Origin of the sequence: Eubacterium sp. AB3007, assembly GCF_000688015.1 — a bacterium.
Lineage (GTDB): Bacteria > Bacillota > Clostridia > Peptostreptococcales > Anaerovoracaceae > Aminicella.
Window position 1 is genome coordinate 1,356,965 of record NZ_JIAD01000001.1, and the last position, 18,203, is coordinate 1,375,167.

The window sequence follows — 18,203 nt, forward strand, 5'->3', positions numbered from 1 at the left end:
CCTGCTGCTTCCCGTAGTTTTATCGTGGTCGGAACCTACTTCAAAAAATCGATAGGGTACTCATTGTGTAGTACCGAGTAATTTACCGCTTTCTATTCACTTTGCAGTTCTTGCCAAAAGCTGGCCTCATTTCTGAGACCAGCTTTCTTCTGTGTCATTAACTTGTCCTGCGCCTTCGCCTCAGCACCAGACCTGCGCCAGCCGTGCTGACCAGCAGTGTGCCGAACATGTAGAGCAGTGTGGTGCCCAGCCCGCCGGTGTGGGGAAGAGGTGTGCCGGGGGTGTTCGGGATGATGAATGATGCATCATTATCTGCGCCTTTTGCCGTATAGCGAACGCCTTCGACCGTTCCGTCTGTGCTGCTGATCTCGCCTCTCTTAACTTCAAAAGCAACAGGCGTTTCGTTAGTAATAATATAGCCTATAGGAGGACTGATCTCAACCAACTGATAGAAACCGGCTTTTAAGCCCGTGAGTGTGATACCATCGGCATCACCGGGGATTGTGAACTGACTTAAGTCATTCAACTGTGTTATTTCGGTCTTCGACGCTTTTTGCCACGTTCCATCCGATGTCTTTTTATATTGAAGTTCAAATATGGCTCCGGACAGATAATTAGCGCTGTTCTCCGTATCATCAGTCTTCAAAAGAGTGACCGGAATAGACATCTCCGTGTTTGTTATATCCGTTGTTGTAGTCACCACTCCATCCTGTCCTGTCACCGGATCACCTGTCGCAGCTTCGACCTGGTATTCATCCGTTTTTCCATCTGTCACAGTCTGTCCGTTTACTTGTATCTCTTCGATGTCGTAAGAGTAGACACGGAAGATTTCTTTCCCGCCTTCATTTACTCTTTGATACGTAGGCATGTCTTTAAGGACTGCAGACCACGAACCAGTCGTCCAATCAATTTCCGCAGGTGTGACACTACTGCTGCTATTCTCGGTATCCAGTACCGGTGGCTGCCCTTTTTTCATAGTGTAAACCAACGTCTCTGAAGTAGTATGCTCATTGATCAAAGCGTCACGCATTGCTGCCACAGATTCGTAGTAAGTCGCTTCTGTATTATTATGGGTAACAGCAAACCTCATATTGAACTGACCTTGCCCGGTAGGATCTCCCGAAATCCAATCCACCTCTTCTTTCCAAGGCTGTAGCCTGTATTCTACAGGTTTCCCGGCCCCTACATTACGAGCAGTGTATGTGACCGGATTATCTGTCGGATTTGAACCACCGGTGCTTGCTCCGCCAGTATTCGGCACAGTATTACTGAAGGTAACCGGTGTCCCGGAATCAGAGTACATCGAAACACTGCTATACTGATACACTCGTCTCCAGGCTTTCCCCGTTCCTCCTCTCTGCATTGTGAATGCAACGTTACTGCCTTCCGGCACATAAAATGTTTTGCTCAGAGCGTTGAGAGTGCTATCTCCGTCATACAGTTGCAACATTACAGGTACATACGCCTCTTCAGACTTCACGCTGATTTTGATCTTGATTTCGTCATCATCAGAAACTTCACGACCTGCGAGATTCTCCCATGTCTTATTTACCGCCAGATTCTCTTTAACGTCGAAAACAGAGGGTGCCGGTGAATAAGTCTCGTTATAATAGTTTTTCAGCTCCACTGTGCTAGTCTGACCCTGCAACAGCTCAGCACTTCCTGTAGAAGTACTCATCTGGCTATTCCAATTGAATATTCCGATATCCATGTCACCGCCATCTGTCTTTTCAGTAACGGTGTATGTATCTATTGGAAGATCACTGATCGTCAGGGATTGACCTGCGGAAACCGTAAACCAAACCGGAGACGTCCCGAAGGCCTTTGTATTTGTATTCTGCAGGTACTTGCCGGCACTGTTCCGTATCGAAACTTTGTACTCCTTGTTTAAAGCCGTGGTATCCGTCGTATCCTCGAGATCGCCCAATAATTCCTTGGTGACCACCAGGTTACCCCGAATGACTTTATTCGTGAACGTCACATCGTTATTCGTATTTGCAACGATGGTTCCTTCGATGGAAGAATCGTTCAAACTAACAGTCGTATTATCTGGCTTATTTGACTCAATCTGGAACAGCTGATATCCTGTGGTTTTCTTTTCCTTAATTGTATATGTTGTCCCATGTGGAACGTTCGCAATACTCAAGGTCTCATTTTGTGAGATCTTCATTTCAGCCCAGGCATTCTTCTCATCCGTGGCTTCGGTTCGATTACCCTTGATCGTAACGATCCGATCCCCTGAACCATCGTTAAACTTAAGTGTCTGACCGATAACATTATTCGGATCGAAGGTTCCACCTGGCGTAAATGCCCCTGTAGTAGAGTCGACAGTCCCTACAACTGCATCATAAGGGTTTTCCAACCCGCCGCTTTCAGTGCATATCTTCAGATTGTTGTTGTCATCCACATATGCCTGATAGTAATTGAAGGAATCATCATGATAGAACAGGCTGTTCACACCATACCAAGGAATATGATCGCCCTCAAATACATCCTCGCTGTTCTTCAGATCGATACGATAGCCGAATTTGGTTTGGTCTTCGGCGAGCCTTTCATCGTCTTCATCGACTACGATCTTTTTCAGATTGATATAGCCGCGAAGTGTATTCTGGACCTTCAGAGAATTGATGCCGTTTTCTTCATCGGTAATCTCCTCGATGCCGGTAATGATTCCCTGGGGGTGATCTGAATCCGGCTCAGAGCGAATGAAGGTCACGCTCTGGAGCTTGCCGTCCACCAGCATCGGATGGAAAACCGGCGACTCAAAATCAAACTCATACCCCATCTTCGGGGATTCCTCCAGGGTATAATCGTGACCGTCTTCCAGAATATAATAGGTCACAGTCTGACCATCAGCATCTGTATAATCAAAATGCTTCGGATATGCGTTCGTATCCAGGCCAAGCGCATTCATTCGCTCTGTGCTGAGCATCAGGCCTGTTGCGATGGAGAAGTCCTTGACCCAGCTTTTACCGATCGGATGGTCTTTTCCGCCGTAAGGCACCGTTGTCCAGGGCTCATCCGCCCAGACATAGTCGTTGGTTTCAGGATCCCATTCTGTCTCCCAGCCCAGGGTCACAGATGTGTATTCTTCGGTTTTTCCATCTATATGAACACCGAACCGTATGGAATAGGGGATCCAATTTCCGTCTTTGTCCTTATTCCCATACAGAAGCTCAGCAAGGATCTTTGGATCTCTGTCGACGTTCCACTTTTTTTCAATCTTTGACAGGGAAGCTTCCAGCGGCATAGGATCGGGCTGCACCGGGTGGGTCTCATACTGACCGCTGTAAGCGGACTGTTCTCCGGATGTTCCTGTGCGCTCGCTGCCGACGTAATAGGTGACATCCTGCTTTGTATTGGTCAGCGCAGCATACTTTTTGGTATGCGGGTTGTATACAATATTCGGATACTTCGCTACACCATTCTTATAATACTTGACTGTAGTACCATCAGCCTCATAGACTGCTTCCTGCGTACCGGTATTCCATTGCATCTTCCCGTTGTTCAGGTCGGCAACGTAGTCGTAGGCTTCCTGATCAGGCCATACAACAAAACTGATTTTATAATTTGCATTGTCTTCCAGGAACCCGAGAGGAGACAAATCCCAGTTCAGGTCACCTTCTTTTGTCGTATTATTAATCTCGAGCGTTGCGATCGGCATGGTATACGTAATCGCATCGGATCCGGTGCCGACCGTACACTGGTACACATTTGCTTTCGCATTTTTATCGACAACAATATTCTCGCCGGATCCGGAGATCTTCGTATATGTAATCTCTGTCGGCTGATCCACTGAAACTACAGTATAGGGTTCACTGCTTCCGATTTTGAATGTGGCTTTTCCCGTCGAATCCACAACTACTGTATACGGCGTTCCACTGCCGCCGGTCTTTGAATATGTGATGCTGCCAAGGGGACCGGAAATGTGCGACAGTGCTGTGGATGTCGTGTCCAGAGCAATGCCATCGTTGTAATTGACACCGACATCTGCCAGGTTCTCGCTCATAAAGCCGAAAACCTTTGACAGATTCTTCTTCAATTCTTCTCCGTCAGATGCAAAGTAAGCATGCGTTCCTCTTACCTCGTCATTGTAGGCATAGTCTACAAGTTCTCCAAGATAGTCGTTATTTTGGTCATCCGAATCCCCATATGAGAAGATGCCGAATAGATCCATTCCCTGATTCACCACACCGCGGGCTTCATCTCTGGATGCCAGATAGCATGCCTGACCGCTCAGGAAATAGTCTCCATTTGTAATATCGCTTCTGAGCCAGTACTGGGACGGCGCACCGTCTGTCATCAGCAGCACATAGGTCGGATCGCTGTCGGCAGAGGCCTTGAGTGTTTCTGCCTGCGCCAGTGCCTGCGACCAGTTTGTTCCTTGAGGGCAGTCCAGATTTTTCAGCGTATCGAAAAAAGTTCCGGCATTATTTGTCCAATCCGATCCGCCAAACGTGCGTTTTGTTGCAACATAGTTAAAATCAACCAGCGCAAGCTGGATAGTATCCGGTTTTTCTGTCGTGTTGTACTGCTGACAGAAATCAGACAGGAAAGTATTCAATGCCCTTGTCGCCTGATAAAACCTGCTCTTGGAATTCGTCTTGTAATCGTTGAGCTTTGTATTAGGATTGTCGACGCTTCTCGTCATACTGCTTGACGTATCAAACAGGACAATAATATTGATACCGTTGCTCTCTTCATGGCTCTTCGCGTGGGTCGTAACGCCAAGTTCCATGGTATACGTGCCGTCATTGTTAGGCGTCAGGGTTTTGGATTTGCCGACTTCTTCAAGGTTTCCGCCGGATGATCCCCCCTGCCCGCCACCGGAGCTGCTTGAAGGATCAGGGCTGTAGACCAGATAATAATCCAGCGGATTGGAATCATTATCGGCAACTCTTCCCGGATTTGATGGATTTCCGCTGTTAGAATCCCAGTCCCGTGCCTCATATCCCACATCAAACCAGGCCCATTTTGCCTTATCTGTGCTAGTATAATACAGTTTGTATTGCAGCGTACCGTTGTTCCATCTAAGTTCATTTCCAATAATAGTATGCGGATGATCATCTCTATTAGTAGACGTCATATTGGCAATTGTACTCTTATGCGTATTCGACAGAGTATTGCCGTTGACCTTGAACTGGTTCAGGTCGATCACACCGTCGCTGCCAACCACCACTTTAGAAGGATCGACTTTGAAATTGCCATCGGCATACGCAACGGGAGTACCGTCAGCATAGGTTACTTCCCCGGCAGCAAATGGCGTTCCATCTTCCTTCACAAAATGAAGGGTGACAGGGAAGACCTCTTCCACCTCGTAGAAATCAAACCACTCGCCGGGATTGCCCATCCGGTTATCTTTGTATGTACCGTATCCATTGGCTGTCGAATTGTAAACACAGTTCACTGCTGTATTGCGTCCCAAGTTGTCGGTATCTTCTAAATGAATGCGAATACGGTTGTTACTGTCCCTCTGAACAACTAACGCCTGTGGATTAGAGGTCACAAAAAGACCCGAGGAGTTAATGTTCAGATATTCATTCTCAGACGCACTAATATAGTATTGGTCATTCGTTCCCTCGACCTTTTGGAATGTCCATTCCGTCAAAGAACCGCTGGTAGTATCTATCTTTCCATCAGTGATCGTGACTTCAATCGCGTTAAGCCTGCCATAGGTCGTATGGGCACTGCTCTGAAGCGCGTTATGAAGCCATATGTTATTATAGCCGTTATTATAGCCGTTGTTATTGACCAATGCTCCTGTCTTTCCGTCGAGATCAGTTATTTTCGTCGCAGTATAAGAGGCATCCGTCACCTTCACTTCCCATTTTGCCCCGTCCTTCATGGTCACGGTCAGGGTCTCGTCGGTCGTAAACGGCTTCAGCGCGATCAGGGCCCAGTCCCCGGCCTTGGCCTTCTGGACGTCGATCTCTGCGATCTGCGCCTTGGTCAGGTCAGCGGAATACTCGCACTCCAAACCCAGGGCCTCCTTCAGAGCCCCTACGGTGGTGTCTTCCTCCACCTTGCTGACGCTGACAAGCTCAGGCTTGGAGAACTCGATCTTCTCGATCTGGTCCAGCAGCTGCTGCACCTCGTCCGCGTCCGTGGCTTTGTCGTCCTTCACGATGCCAAGCGCCTTCACCAAATCCCGGAAGGAGACGAATCCGCCCCCCGGAATGCTGTACTGGAACTTCTCGCCGTCCACATCCCAGTGGAAATCCACCGTATACACCACGGCATATACGCTGAAACTCTCCGCCTGAAACGCGGCTTTCTTCAACTTTCCATTCTTGTTCAGATCAAGCGCCACGTCCTTGCGATCCAGGACTTCCGGCGTCACTTCGCCGGTCTCGGGATCTTCGCGGAAGTGGATGACCCGGAGGTTTTTCTGATCCTCCAGTGCCAGCGCTTTGTCGTAGGCGATGGTCACGTCCACGGCCTGATCCGGCTGGATCTCCTGACCGTCCGCATCCAGTGTAATGTCATAAAATTTTGCAACAGAAAGACCGGCAATATCCTTGCCGCCCTTCTCTTTCTGTACAGCCTCAAGCGCATCCTTGTAGTAGCGCTTGTAGGCCTTGCGCTCCTTGGACTTGTCGCTGTCCTCCCGGATCTCCTTCACATTCAGGGAAGTATCAGCCGCCAGATCGGCATTCTCGATCCGGACGACATAGCCCTCACCTTCATAGGCCAGGGAGTCAACAGTCTCTTCCTTCTCTTCCTTCTCTTCCTTCTCTTCCTTCTCTTTCTTCTCTTTCTTGGACAAAGCTTTGTGCTCGGATTCGTCGTCCGCAGCATCGCCCTCTTCCGCAATCTGGAGTTCCTCCTGAGGCACATCAACACCGCCCTGCTCGTTTGCTTGGTCAGCGGTGAGAGTGCTGGCTGGCAGGATGAGAGTATACGATATGACAAGAAGAACTGCCACTGCCAACAATATCGTCAGCCCTCTCTTGTAATGCACCGTAGAAAATGCTTTCTTCCATGGACGGCTACTCCATCTGCTATCATTGTATTTCATACCAGGCCTCACTCGTTCTTTACTTGAAGTCTTTCCCTTACTGGTTAATCACAAATCCTGCTACAAAACTGTTTTCTTGTCACTCTTGTGACGGAGGCAGAGCTGGTAACCGTCTGCCTGGTCCCAACGTTTGAATGGAACTGCTATGCAGACAACCTTCCACCTCGTGGTTTATCGCGATTCGCATCCCCCTTCACATCTCTTTGTCTCGATCCCCTCACAGTTGATCTTTCTGTCTTCCCATAGCCAGAGAACTATACTTTCTTATTCGGCCCTGGCGCACCCCAGTAAAAACCTCGTCTTGTCATTGGTTCTGTAACAGATCATCAGGTCATTGTAGCCCTCGTCCCAATTCTTGAGGTTGTATTGGGTAGTTACTTTGTAGTTGTAACGTATCCCTTCGATGTCGGTAAAAGCTACAACCGCTTCTGGTTGAACCTTGGTAAGCTTCTGGAGAGTGGTTCCTTTGTCGCCCTCAAGCATCAGTTTTCCTTTTATCGGTGACCCGCTCACAAAGGAGACAAACCCTTCCTTCTCTTCTCCAGCAACCGTTACCGGAGCCATGAGATCTATAGAAGGGATCTCAAGGCATCCCACTATATCGATGTTGTTTATGGACAAAGTCAACATCGGGTCTTGTCCAACTCCCGTGGAAACCCCCGTATCCACTCCGAGGTTCGGTATCTGCTTATACATGACCGCAAGTACGGCATCAGCATCTCTGTCTGCCTGCCTGACCTGCAGGACCCTGTACCCTGCATACCCTGCCACGGCCAGTATCAACAGCACGAGGATCCATCTGACCAGGGGATTTTTTCTGTTTTTTGTAGTCATCACCTGCTTTTATTTCTCTTTTCTCCTCCATCTGTATACGAAGATCACAATGAGCAACACTGCCGCAACTGCCAGCGCGCCTGCCCACAGCCTGATATTGGTCTCGTCGCCGGTATCTGGCTTCTCAGGTGGTGTCTTCGACGGCACATAAGTGTTCTTGATTCGATGCTGTGTCACCTGCGCCTTCTGTGTGACCGGATCGTCCACCTCATAGGCCGCAACTGTGTCGGCCAGCACCTCTACGGTGAAACACTTGTTGAGCTTGGCGAGAGCCGCTGCCTCGTCCTTGCTCGGAGCCCTTCCGTACGCTTCCCGGAAGCTCTTCTCCGTAAAGATCTCGTCACAGGTCCACTTGTGGCTATTGTTTGCCGGAGTAAACCTGACTTCTTTATCTCCGTCCTCACTGATGTACTTGTATTTATCCCCATCTTCTTCAGAACTCCAGGCATATGTCCAGTTGTTGCCGGAGTTGAGCTTGATGGTGTCGATGATCTTGCCGCCGTAACGGATGTTTACATTGATCTCCGAAGGTTTGGCGGATTTTTCCTTTCCCGAAGGAATCGACCATATCTTCGTGACTCTGTGGTTGATCGTGACCGCGGTTCTGACGATCTTGATAACGACATTGTTGTCGAGTGTGATGGTACTGTCGCCACCGAGAATCGCAATATAGACCGGACGAGGAGTCCAGTTGGTGAGTTCGCTCTTGCTGTCCCTCACTGTCTTACTCTTAACCAGATAGAGACCATCCACGAGCCCTTCTTTTGTGAATGATTCGCCCGGTTTTAGGTTATACTTGCCCAGTGACTCAAGCTCGATCCCGTTGTTGTCGATATACTCTGCGAGAGACCATGCCGAAGCGAGCCAGCCCTCTGCGTCGTCCTTCTTGTAATCGAGCTTCACATGGGCATCCTTGACCGCGTCGTCAAGCGCGAACGCGCCAGTATTGGTATAATGCCCGACTTTGAATATCTCGAACTCGAATTCCGTACCGGCAGAAAGGCCCTTGACCTTACCAAGTGTGACCGTGGCGTTACCGCCATCAGCCATTGCCTGTTGCGGCATGGCAAAGACCATAGTGACCGCCAGCAGCAGTGACAGCAGCAGCGCACCGGCTGTCTTTGGGATTGTGTCTCTGTTCATCTTCATTTCTTGAGTCCCTTCTCTTCGAAGTATTTCGATATATATTCTTCCGGTCCCATACGCTTCGCGCGTCTAGTCGATATAAGCAATAATATCAGCAGTATCAGCAACATCGCTCCCGCCAGGAACGGCGCTATGAATATCGGCTCTATCTGGATGGCATCTGCTGTGACATCCGCCGAGCCATTCGCGTTGGGCACCCTGTGCCCGCGCACCAGCAATCTGTGTGTGTTTACACCGTATGGTGTACAAGTGATCAGGGTGCACAGATCCTTGCCTTTTTCTATCTTCAGATCTGATAGATCATTCGGCAAGACAATCCGCACCTGGTCACATTCATATGTGAGAGTCTCATTGAGTACCGTTATGGTCCACGTGTCGCCTTCTTTGATCTTGTCTATGTCTGTAAAAAGCCGTGATGACGGAAGACCACGATGTCCTGATATGACGCAGTGGCTTCCTTTGCCTCCCACCGGTAGCGATGTCTGCTCGAGATGGCCTATCGCAGTCTGCAACACCTTTTCATCAGTACCATGCATCAACGGAAGCCTGATATGCAACTTCGGGACACTTATATAGCCTATAGCTTTTGTGCCCTTAACCTTAAGCTGTCTCTCGTAATCGCGACGCTCAGCATCGGACATAGACCACCGAAAGCCGGTCTTTGATAGCCTTTTGTTGTATTTCCTAGCATCACGAAGGATATTCTTGTAGTCATCCTTGTCCATCGAGGAAACCACCTGGGTATATTCCATGATGGTTCTGGCCTGATGAAACCCGTTCCAGTAATTTGCTACAGATGGGTAGAGCAATAAGCTGATTCCTATTAGCATACCGGCAGTCAAGACTACCGTTAAAAGATTTCGCTTAATCCACTCTCTCATCGTTTTTCTACACTACACCTTTATATCTTTCATCTGTTATCCAGCTCGGGTCTGAGCTTTCTGAATGCTCGGACTTCCGGAAAAGGATCCATCATGTGCATAACTGTCCGGTGATCGATCGGTTTCCGCAGGTCCGACAACTTTTTTAATTCAATATCTTTAATAAAAAGAATTAAATGAGGGGATTTCATTTAGAATCGATTAATGTCTTCATGCCGGGCAGGGGCAAACGCTCCCACCCGGCAATTAACCTTCGTTTAAGTTTAAACGAGATGTTTAAACTATTTGTTCTTGTTCATTCTTCTTCTTGAAACAAGGACTATTCCGCATCCAACAACGAGCAGAGCGCCCAGGATGTAGAAGATCGTGGTACCCATACCACCTGTGGATGGGAGTTCTGCTCCCTTCTTGTTGTTGATCGGGAATACAGGGTTTCCATTCGCTGGAGCCTCATATGTTGTTGTACTTTCACTTGTTGTTGCTGTATATGTGGAGGTAGCTGTTCCATCGATCGTGATGGTGTAGTTCTTAAGCGTAGAATCGGCATTGTATTCTGCTTCAATCTTTACTGTGTGAGGTCCTGTAGTATCCTTTGTATATCCCGCAGGAGCTTTTGTCTCTTCAAGCTGATATGTACCGACTTCGAGGTTGTTGAAAGTTATTCTTCCATCAGCTTGAGTTGTAAATGTCTGCTCGAATCCATTTGGTGTGTTGTTAGGACCTACTCCAGTGAGCTTGAATGTAGCGCCAGCAAGAGGACTGGCACCCGTTGGCATAGACTCCTTCTCGTTATACTGTGTAATTGGATTTCCATTCTTATCAACGCCTACCTTGATAAGTTCATTTGTCTTTTGAGAGCCTTCACCAAGTCTGTTAGCATCAATAGCGAAGGTGTAGTGGTGAGTTTCAACTTCTTTTTTCTTGTGTTTACTTGAATCTGAAGGATTGTTCGAGAACTCCAGTTTTACTTTATTCTTCTCTTCGTGAACCTGAGATGTGTCCTTAACTCCTTCGCCAACAAGAGCGGAGTATTCGATTGTAAGTGATGCAGAAGCATTTTCCTTCAGATAGTTTTCAGTAAAGGTGATAGTGAAGCCATCCTGGCCTGCGGATCCTTTTGTCAAAGTATAGTCTGTGTCTTTGACGAGTGTTTTGGTACCATTTTTAACAACTGGAGTATGGCCATCCGCAATTGTCAAACCGCTGGAAAGTGTATCGGATACTGCGAAATACGGCTCTGTCCAGTTCGTATTGTACTGAGGAACAGTGACTGTTACTGTAAACGGAACGATGTCGCCAACCTGCACGTCATAGTCATCCGGAGCGTTGTTTGCTTCCTTTTCAACAGTAACATTTTGCTTCTTAATGTTTGCTGTATCCTCACTCAAATTAACCGCGGCCGAATTTGTGCCATCGAAGTCTGCAGATACTACAGCCGGGTTGTAAATGTGGGATGCATCATTAGCAGTTACAAGAACCAGATAGGAACCTGCTGTTTCAACTGTGCCGCAAGTCTTTTCCCAAGTTGTGCCAGTAGTTGTGCCTGTAGCTGCCGTCATCTTGTCTGTGTGGCTTGCAAGTGTTGCGAGTTCTTCCTTTGTCAGGCCGTCTGTGATCTGATCAAGAGTCAGTCCAACTCCCTCTGCAACTTTCCAATTGTTGTTTTCTGCATCCCAAGTAATAAACTGGTAAGCAGTTACGGTGTCGCCTTCTTCAAACCCACTGACCGTTACTTTTGCGTCAACAGTCAAATCGCCATCAGCTGCGAACGTAACACTGCTCATGGCAAGCATCATTGCTAATGCAAGAAACAGTGTTATCACTTTCTTAATATGTTTCATAAATGCCTTCCTTTCTTGCCTTTCAAGGCATGATACTATGGCCAAACGGCCCATCTTGTTAGTGACCTTGCGGCCATAGTGGATGCCCCGAAGGGCAAAGTTGATTCCCCCTGCTGATATCCGCAGCGAGTACGGTATTATGAGTCTGCGGAACCTCCCCTCAGAGTCCGCGGGCTTATAATCATATTTAGTGAACCGGTCCGAGCTTTGTCAGTGGCCATATCCGGAAAACGATTTTTCCGACTATTTGCTCTGACGTTACGCATCCAACCGCCAGGTGTCGTGAATCAATAGATACGGAGCGGTTGTCTCCGAGCACGAACACCCTGCCATCCGGAACCTGGTACGGAAAGTCGATATCCGGCTCTCCAAACGCCTTATGATCGAGATAAGGCTCATCGATCCGCTGTTGGTTCACAAAGACATTTCCATCGAGATCTATGTCTACCCAATCACCAGAGTTGGCGATCACTCTCTTCACCAGCACGTTGTTGTTATAGTAGAAGGCGATCACATCGCCTGTTTGGAAACTGGATCCCTTCACGGCCACCACCAGTTCGCCGCTGGTTAGTGTGGCGTTCATGGACTGGCCGTAGATCCGCAGCACCGGCAGAAGCAACATGGAAATCAGCACCGCGATGGCGGCGACCACGATCAGAATGTTGGTCGTACTGACGATAGACTGCTTGAGATTGTATCGGTAGAGGACCTTCTCGTAGGCGGTCTGTATATCTGCGGTCGCCGGAAGCTCTACCTCCTTCTGAGGATCCTGTGCCTGCGCCGTGGCAGTGTTCACCAGCGTTTCCATGACCTCACGCTCGCTACTCATCCCGCTCATACTTCCTCCTGATATTCTCCAGGTAGGTAACGGCGGCTTCCTCTGCATCCTTGAAGATACCTGTGATCTCCAGAGATGCCTGTGCGAGCGATCCGATCTCGCTGAAATCGATTTCACGACTGGCCAACTTGGCCTCCAGTTCAGCGTTCTGCTCCCGCAGCCGGTCGATCTCTCTGCCTTGGGCCAGCATGATCTCCAGGAGTTCCTTCCGCTTCAGCTTGGACAGGGGCTTGTCAGCCTTACCCTCCGGCATCCCGGCTGTCTTTTTCTTATTGAATACGCTCATACTCCCTTTACCCAACGTCTTTCTCATCTTTTAATTAGACACCAAAAGGACTCTCTTCTCTAGTATCCTTAGTCAAAGCCCTAACCCTGTTGCGTCTAATACCGAAGACAATCTGTTTATAATCGTAATTATACCGAAATGATGTCGGCTTAACTTTATGGTAATTATAGCATCATATTATTTGTGAGTCAAGAAAAAACAGACAATTCTATCATTTCGCACTATAGTACAGTAAACCATTTTCTATTTTTGGACAAAAAGCCAATAATCATTGAAATACGAACATTTCCGAGATCTCAACATTCCGGTTATAAAGCCCCTCGGATGCCGTTCTCTCACCATGCTGCCCTTTGCTGATCCGGGAGTGCACGGTCGTCTCTGTGCACCCAACTGCCATCCTACTCCAATTCCCGCCGGATGCGCGCCCGCACGTCATCAAACAACAGCTCCTTGTTGTGCCGATAATACGCCTCGCACCCGAAATTCTCCACGAACCAGCTGGTATCCGCGCCGGCGGTGATCTCGGTGACAAACATAACCATCTCCTGGCCCTGTCCCAGCGCCTCCTCCAGGAAGCGGAAGGTGTTGTCAAAGCACGCCCCGGTCTGGTCAGCCAACGCCTTTCTACGGTCACTGACAGCCGCCATCGTCTCCCGCGCGACCTCCATCGCCTCCTCGCGGCACAAAGCCTTCCCGTCCTCTTCCTTCTCCCGGAGGCCGTCCATGATCTCTTCCAAAACCTGGATCTCCCTCTGGATCTGTTCCTTTCTTTCCTTACTGAGCTGGCCGGCAGCGGCGGCGCGTTTCCATTGGCGCCGCCGTTCCTCGGCGATGCCGTCCAACAAAGGCAGGGGTTCCGGCTGGTGCGTACTGGCAGCAGGTTCGCCCGTGGGAACGCCCTCCAGGCGTCCCCTGAAAGTTTTCAGGTCGGCGAACACGGCATCAGCCAGCGCTTCCTGCCGGCGGGTCTGCCCCGCCAACTCCGAAAGACGCGACACCAGAAGGCCCATAACGGATAGTTTCTCGTCAAAAGGTGCCGACCGCAGCTGGGTAAGCGCAACTTTTTCCCAGCTGCCGCTCAATACTTCCTCCACATGATAGGTCCGCTGATACTTATAATAGAGATCCAGGTAGGCGGCAAAATCTTTTGCAATTTCCGGCATCTGGATGTACTGCTCGATCACCGTGCGGTCCACACGAAGGCCGAGTTTTTCGTAGGCCAGGATCAGCTCGCTGAGATCCTCCCAGCCTCTGGCGGTGGCAAATCGCATCCCGTCCTGGGTGTTTTCCAGCCGGTAGAAGTTTTCTTTCTTGATATCCAGATAGCTGATCACCGCGCCATGAACACCCTTTGCGCGGGCGTACTCCTTCCAGACGCCGAGATCCTCCTCCACGTCGATGCGCTTGACCCTGTCCAGGGTGACCACGTCGAACTCCCGGGCACTGCGGTTGTACTCAGGCGGATTGCCCGCCGCCACGATAAGCCATCCCTCTGGCATGCTCCGATTCCCAAATGTCTTGCACTGGAGGAACTGGAGCATCACCGGCGCCAGCGTTTCCGATACGCAGTTGATCTCGTCCAGGAACAAAATCCCCTCCCGAACACCAGTCTGCTCCATCAAATCGTAAACGGAAGCCAGTATCTCGCTCATGGTGTATTCGGTGATGGGCACCTCCTGCCCGTCATATGTCCGATGCTCTATATACGGTAAGCCAATGGCGCTCTGCCTGGTATGGTGGGTGATGGTGTAGGCCACCAGCCCCACCCCGGTGTCCGCCGCGATCTGCTCCATGATCTGCGTCTTACCGATGCCCGGCGGCCCCATCAGCAGCACCGGTCGCTGCCGGATGGTGGGGATCAGATAGTTCCCCAGCTCGTCTTTCGTCAGATAGGCACGAAGCGTGTCTTCGATCTGCTGCTTCGCCTGCTTGATATTCATCGCCATATCTATTATCTCCTTATTATGTCGATTCTCGTCATCTGGTTATCTCTGCTCTCCGCAAGCCATATGCTATTAATCGCTAATATTAGCGATTAATGCCACACGGTTTTTCAACCACACGTGCGCGCCCTCGCACAAAGCTTTGTGCACGCGGCAGGCCGCCAGCATCGCACGATCGCTGCCCTCGCACGGTCGCCGCCATCGCTAGGTTCGCGGCAGTTCGTCCCAGTCGATGAGCTCCGGTTCTTCCTCCTCCAGTCGGTCGCGGGCGGCCCGCAGATCCGGCAGCTCCAGAACCAGTTTGATGGCCCAGGCCGGGATCTTCACCGATGCCGGCGGTTCCTCCAGAAGCACAAAAGCCACATCGTAGTTTGGCCGTTTCTTCGGGTAGATACCCATCCCGTCGGTAAAATAGATCAGTCCCCGCAGGGAGGAGAATGCTCCGCCCTTCACCAGACTGTCCACGTGGGCGAACACCGGACGAAAATCCGTGCTGCTCCCGCCCTCCAACCGAAAGTGTTCCATGTACTCTGCCAGCTGTTCCATATCATATACCGGATCGTCCGCGCGCACCCGATCATCACACTGAATGATGCGGATGTTCACCTTTCGCGTAAAAGTTTCCGTACTCCGCAAGATCGCCCAGGTACATGCCAGAAATTCCTTTACCAGCGCCCCCGAAGTGGACATGGACGTGTCCACGGCGATCACCAGGTCTTCGATGCGCTTTTCCTCCTTGGTTTCCGGCGGTTCCACCAGGGGCATGTTCCCGTAGAGCTGCAGCCCGTACGTATAAAAAATATAATCAAAGCTGTCCGGATCCACCTCCATGATCTCCCGAGGCGCCGCAAAACGCCGCAGGAACTTCCGGTAATCCACGTCATCCCGCATGGCCACCCTGATCTGGTCTGCCACGGTCTCTCCACCGGTGCCCCGTCCAGCCATCACCGTCTCCGCAGCCGTCCTGGAGCGCTCACCGATATCTGACCAATTCTTGTCTTGCTCCTCCCGTTTCTGCTGCTCCTGCTGCTCCTCCGGCACCCAAAGCCCGTGGTCATCCACCAGAAACGCCTGCCGCAACGTCGCTACTTCCCGGGGCGCCATCTCCATCCGCAGCAAGCGGTGGTAGACCCCCTCCGCAGTGACCACCTTCATCTCCGAGGCGCATTCCGCGATGAACTGTTTCTTCAGTGGCACAAATTCTGACTGGATACACGGGTAATGCAGCTCGTCCATCAGGGCTTCCACCGCCGTATCGCAGGCCAGGTCCCACAGGTAGGGATCCTTTCCTCTGGCCTTCCAGATATGGCGGAGCATGCAATGAAACACCACATGCAGATACCCCCGGTTGACCAGCTGGGGCGCCCGCACGAACTGGCGCCCCAGCCACCGCCCATTATAGTACAGGGCGGCGCCGTCCGTAGCCATGGTGGGGACGGCGCCCTCCTGCGTCGCACCTTCGCCCTCCGGCGACGCGCCCCCTGCCGGGACCAGGGCCAGCGTACTGAGGGCCACATCCATGAACGGCATGGCCATATATAGTTCGTTTCTGGCGGCGGCGAGAATCTCGCCACCGATCCTATCATAGTTTTTCTCTGCCATCGGATACACCAGCCTTTACAGTTCGTAGGTCTTCCGGCGCCCGGAGGGCGCCGGAGCCTGCTTGTGTTCTTCCTCCATCAGGACTGCCAGACAGTCGGTACGGCCCAGGCGGCGGGCGGTTTCGGCCGCCGCAGCAAGCAGCGAAGCGTCCGGGGCGGCGAGGCGCACCAACAGGGCCAGCTCACCGCTGCCTGCCGCGTCAATACCCGCTCCGGCCTCCATGCTCCCGCCTTCCAGAAGGTGCTCCGCCAGTTCCGAAAAATGATCTTTCACGTACTCCAGATAGGACTCTCGGTGCTCCGCCGTCAGCTCTACCGGGCGGCTAACCCGGTACCAGGCCATTCGGGCCGCCCGGGCCAGGTCTGTCTCCCGGCCCAGATAGGCCTTCCAAAGCCCGTCATAGTCGTGCCAGCTGAGACGCTTGTCCCGAAACACGTGTCTGTAGGGGTAGCCCGCCCCCTCGATGGTGTAGTCGAACTGACGGGCCTCGTTGTTTTCCGTGTAAAGCTCCAGATAGTCCGGGAAGACCAGCCGCGCTTCCTCGCGCCCGGCCCGGACCACCACCTCCATCTCTCCGGTGGTCTCCCCCACAAAAAACGCCATATTCGTACCGTCCAGTTCCATCCGCTGTCGCCGGAGCACGACCTGCTGCAAAGCCCGGCAGTTCATGAAACACGCCCTCTGCCAGCTGATCTCCCGATCCGCCAGCTCAATTCGCTGCATGCTCCTGCAGTTGAGAAAAGCATAATCGCCCACCTCCCGGATCCCCTCCGGAAGCCGCAAGGACAGCATCTGACGGTTGCTCCACTGGTCCTCCTCCACCGGGGGAGTTCCGTCCGTGATCTCGATCTCCTGGACCCCCGCCACATCGCTTGTATCCCATGGGTCCGCGGACAAAGCATGCCCGGCGATCTTCACCACCGGCAGCATGGGTGACATGGGGGCCCTGCCATTCTTCTGTCCAACTGATTCAGACAGGCCGACGGGCAGCGCCTCCGGCAGGACCGCGTGCCGGTCACAGGTTACGGCGCGGACGATCGTGACCTCACTCGTGACCTCGCCTGCACGGTGACCTTCTCCGTGGCCTGCCTCCTTCCTCTCTTCCGTTATTACATACTGAAGGCGCCAGTTACCGAATCCAGTTATCTTTTTCATCACGTTCTCCTTGCTGTTCCTAAAAGGCGCCCTCATACCTTCCTCCGTGCCCTTATGCTATTAATCGCTAATATTAGCGATTAATAGCATAAGGGCATCCACACATGGTTTTCCCATCGTTTCAGAAACCCTACAGGATTAAGAACAAATATCTGTACTCATTCCCGTAGGGTTTCTGGGCAATACTATGCAAAATCCTTTTGGCTGCCTGCGGCATTCGACACGATCATTTCAACCGCATCTCTCCCGCGCCTTACATCCCGTAATCCACGAACATGTTCAGGTTGTTCTGCTGAATGGCAGCGGAGATGAACCCCAGGCCGAACAGGCACAGGATCACACAAAGCAGCGTGTCATCCTCCAGGGCGTTGCCGTTGCGGTCTGCCACCCGAGCGACCCGTTTGGACAGATAGTACCAGTAGTAGATCCCGTAGAGTCCACAGGTGATCAGGGTCAGGATCACCACCAGTCCCGGAGTTGTCCCCGGCCGCTGTCCCTGTGCTTCCGTGATGAGGTTCCAATCGTCCGTCAGAACAAAGATCCAGTAAAGATAATAGATCCCGCAGGTGATGATCGTGAGCAGGATGCCGACCCATATGCTCCTCTGCTTGATTTGCTTTGTGTAAGTGTCCATATCCTCTCCCCTTTCGTAAAATAAT

At 51.2% G+C, this 18,203-nt stretch carries 11 protein-coding genes; all 11 read right to left on the reverse strand.

Annotated elements, in window-relative coordinates; translation table 11 throughout:
- Positions 1-157: 157 nt before the first annotated feature.
- The 11 genes from P156_RS0106495 to P156_RS0106545 all read right to left on the reverse strand — a co-directional run bounded on the left by P156_RS0106495 (position 158) and on the right by P156_RS0106545 (position 18,178).
- The gene (locus tag P156_RS0106495) at positions 158-7,018 is read right to left on the reverse strand and encodes a SpaA isopeptide-forming pilin-related protein (protein WP_081818480.1); all 6,861 of its coding nucleotides are present in this window, start codon (positions 7,016-7,018) and stop codon (positions 158-160) included.
- 264 nt (positions 7,019-7,282) lie between these two features.
- The gene (locus P156_RS0106500) at positions 7,283-7,852 is read right to left on the reverse strand and encodes a hypothetical protein (protein WP_027869426.1); all 570 of its coding nucleotides are present in this window, start codon (positions 7,850-7,852) and stop codon (positions 7,283-7,285) included.
- Positions 7,853-7,861: 9 nt separating this feature from the next.
- Positions 7,862-8,995, reverse strand: coding sequence for a Cna B-type domain-containing protein (locus tag P156_RS0106505; RefSeq protein ID WP_185752154.1), 1,134 nt, complete (start codon positions 8,993-8,995; stop codon positions 7,862-7,864).
- A gap of 2 nt (positions 8,996-8,997) precedes the next feature.
- A complete protein-coding gene (locus P156_RS11875) occupies positions 8,998-9,879 on the reverse strand; it encodes a class C sortase (protein WP_081818481.1) in 882 nt (293 codons plus the stop codon).
- A 281-nt stretch (positions 9,880-10,160) separates the two neighbouring features.
- Entirely contained in the window at positions 10,161-11,720 is a 1,560-nt protein-coding gene (locus P156_RS0106515) for an isopeptide-forming domain-containing fimbrial protein (RefSeq protein WP_027869428.1), read from the reverse strand.
- A 187-nt stretch (positions 11,721-11,907) separates the two neighbouring features.
- A complete protein-coding gene (gene lepB / locus P156_RS0106520) occupies positions 11,908-12,558 on the reverse strand; it encodes a signal peptidase I (protein ID WP_242838702.1) in 651 nt (216 codons plus the stop codon).
- On the reverse strand, positions 12,542-12,844 hold the full coding sequence (locus P156_RS0106525; protein ID WP_207638242.1) for a DNA repair protein: 303 nt from the start codon (positions 12,842-12,844) through the stop codon (positions 12,542-12,544). The genes lepB and P156_RS0106525 overlap by 17 nt, the downstream gene beginning before the upstream one ends.
- A gap of 398 nt (positions 12,845-13,242) precedes the next feature.
- Positions 13,243-14,784 carry an AAA family ATPase gene (locus tag P156_RS0106530; RefSeq protein WP_027869431.1) on the reverse strand — a complete coding sequence of 514 codons (1,542 nt, stop codon included), beginning with the start codon at positions 14,782-14,784 and terminating at the stop codon, positions 13,243-13,245.
- A gap of 207 nt (positions 14,785-14,991) precedes the next feature.
- Positions 14,992-16,389 (reverse strand): VWA-like domain-containing protein, encoded by a 1,398-nt coding sequence (locus P156_RS0106535; protein ID WP_027869432.1) that lies wholly within the window; start codon positions 16,387-16,389, stop codon positions 14,992-14,994.
- Between the two features lie 15 nt (positions 16,390-16,404).
- A complete protein-coding gene (locus P156_RS0106540; protein ID WP_185752155.1) occupies positions 16,405-17,544 on the reverse strand; it encodes a leucine-rich repeat protein in 1,140 nt (379 codons plus the stop codon).
- A 253-nt stretch (positions 17,545-17,797) separates the two neighbouring features.
- Entirely contained in the window at positions 17,798-18,178 is a 381-nt protein-coding gene (locus P156_RS0106545; RefSeq protein WP_051600750.1) for a DUF4234 domain-containing protein, read from the reverse strand.
- Positions 18,179-18,203: the final 25 nt, after the last annotated feature.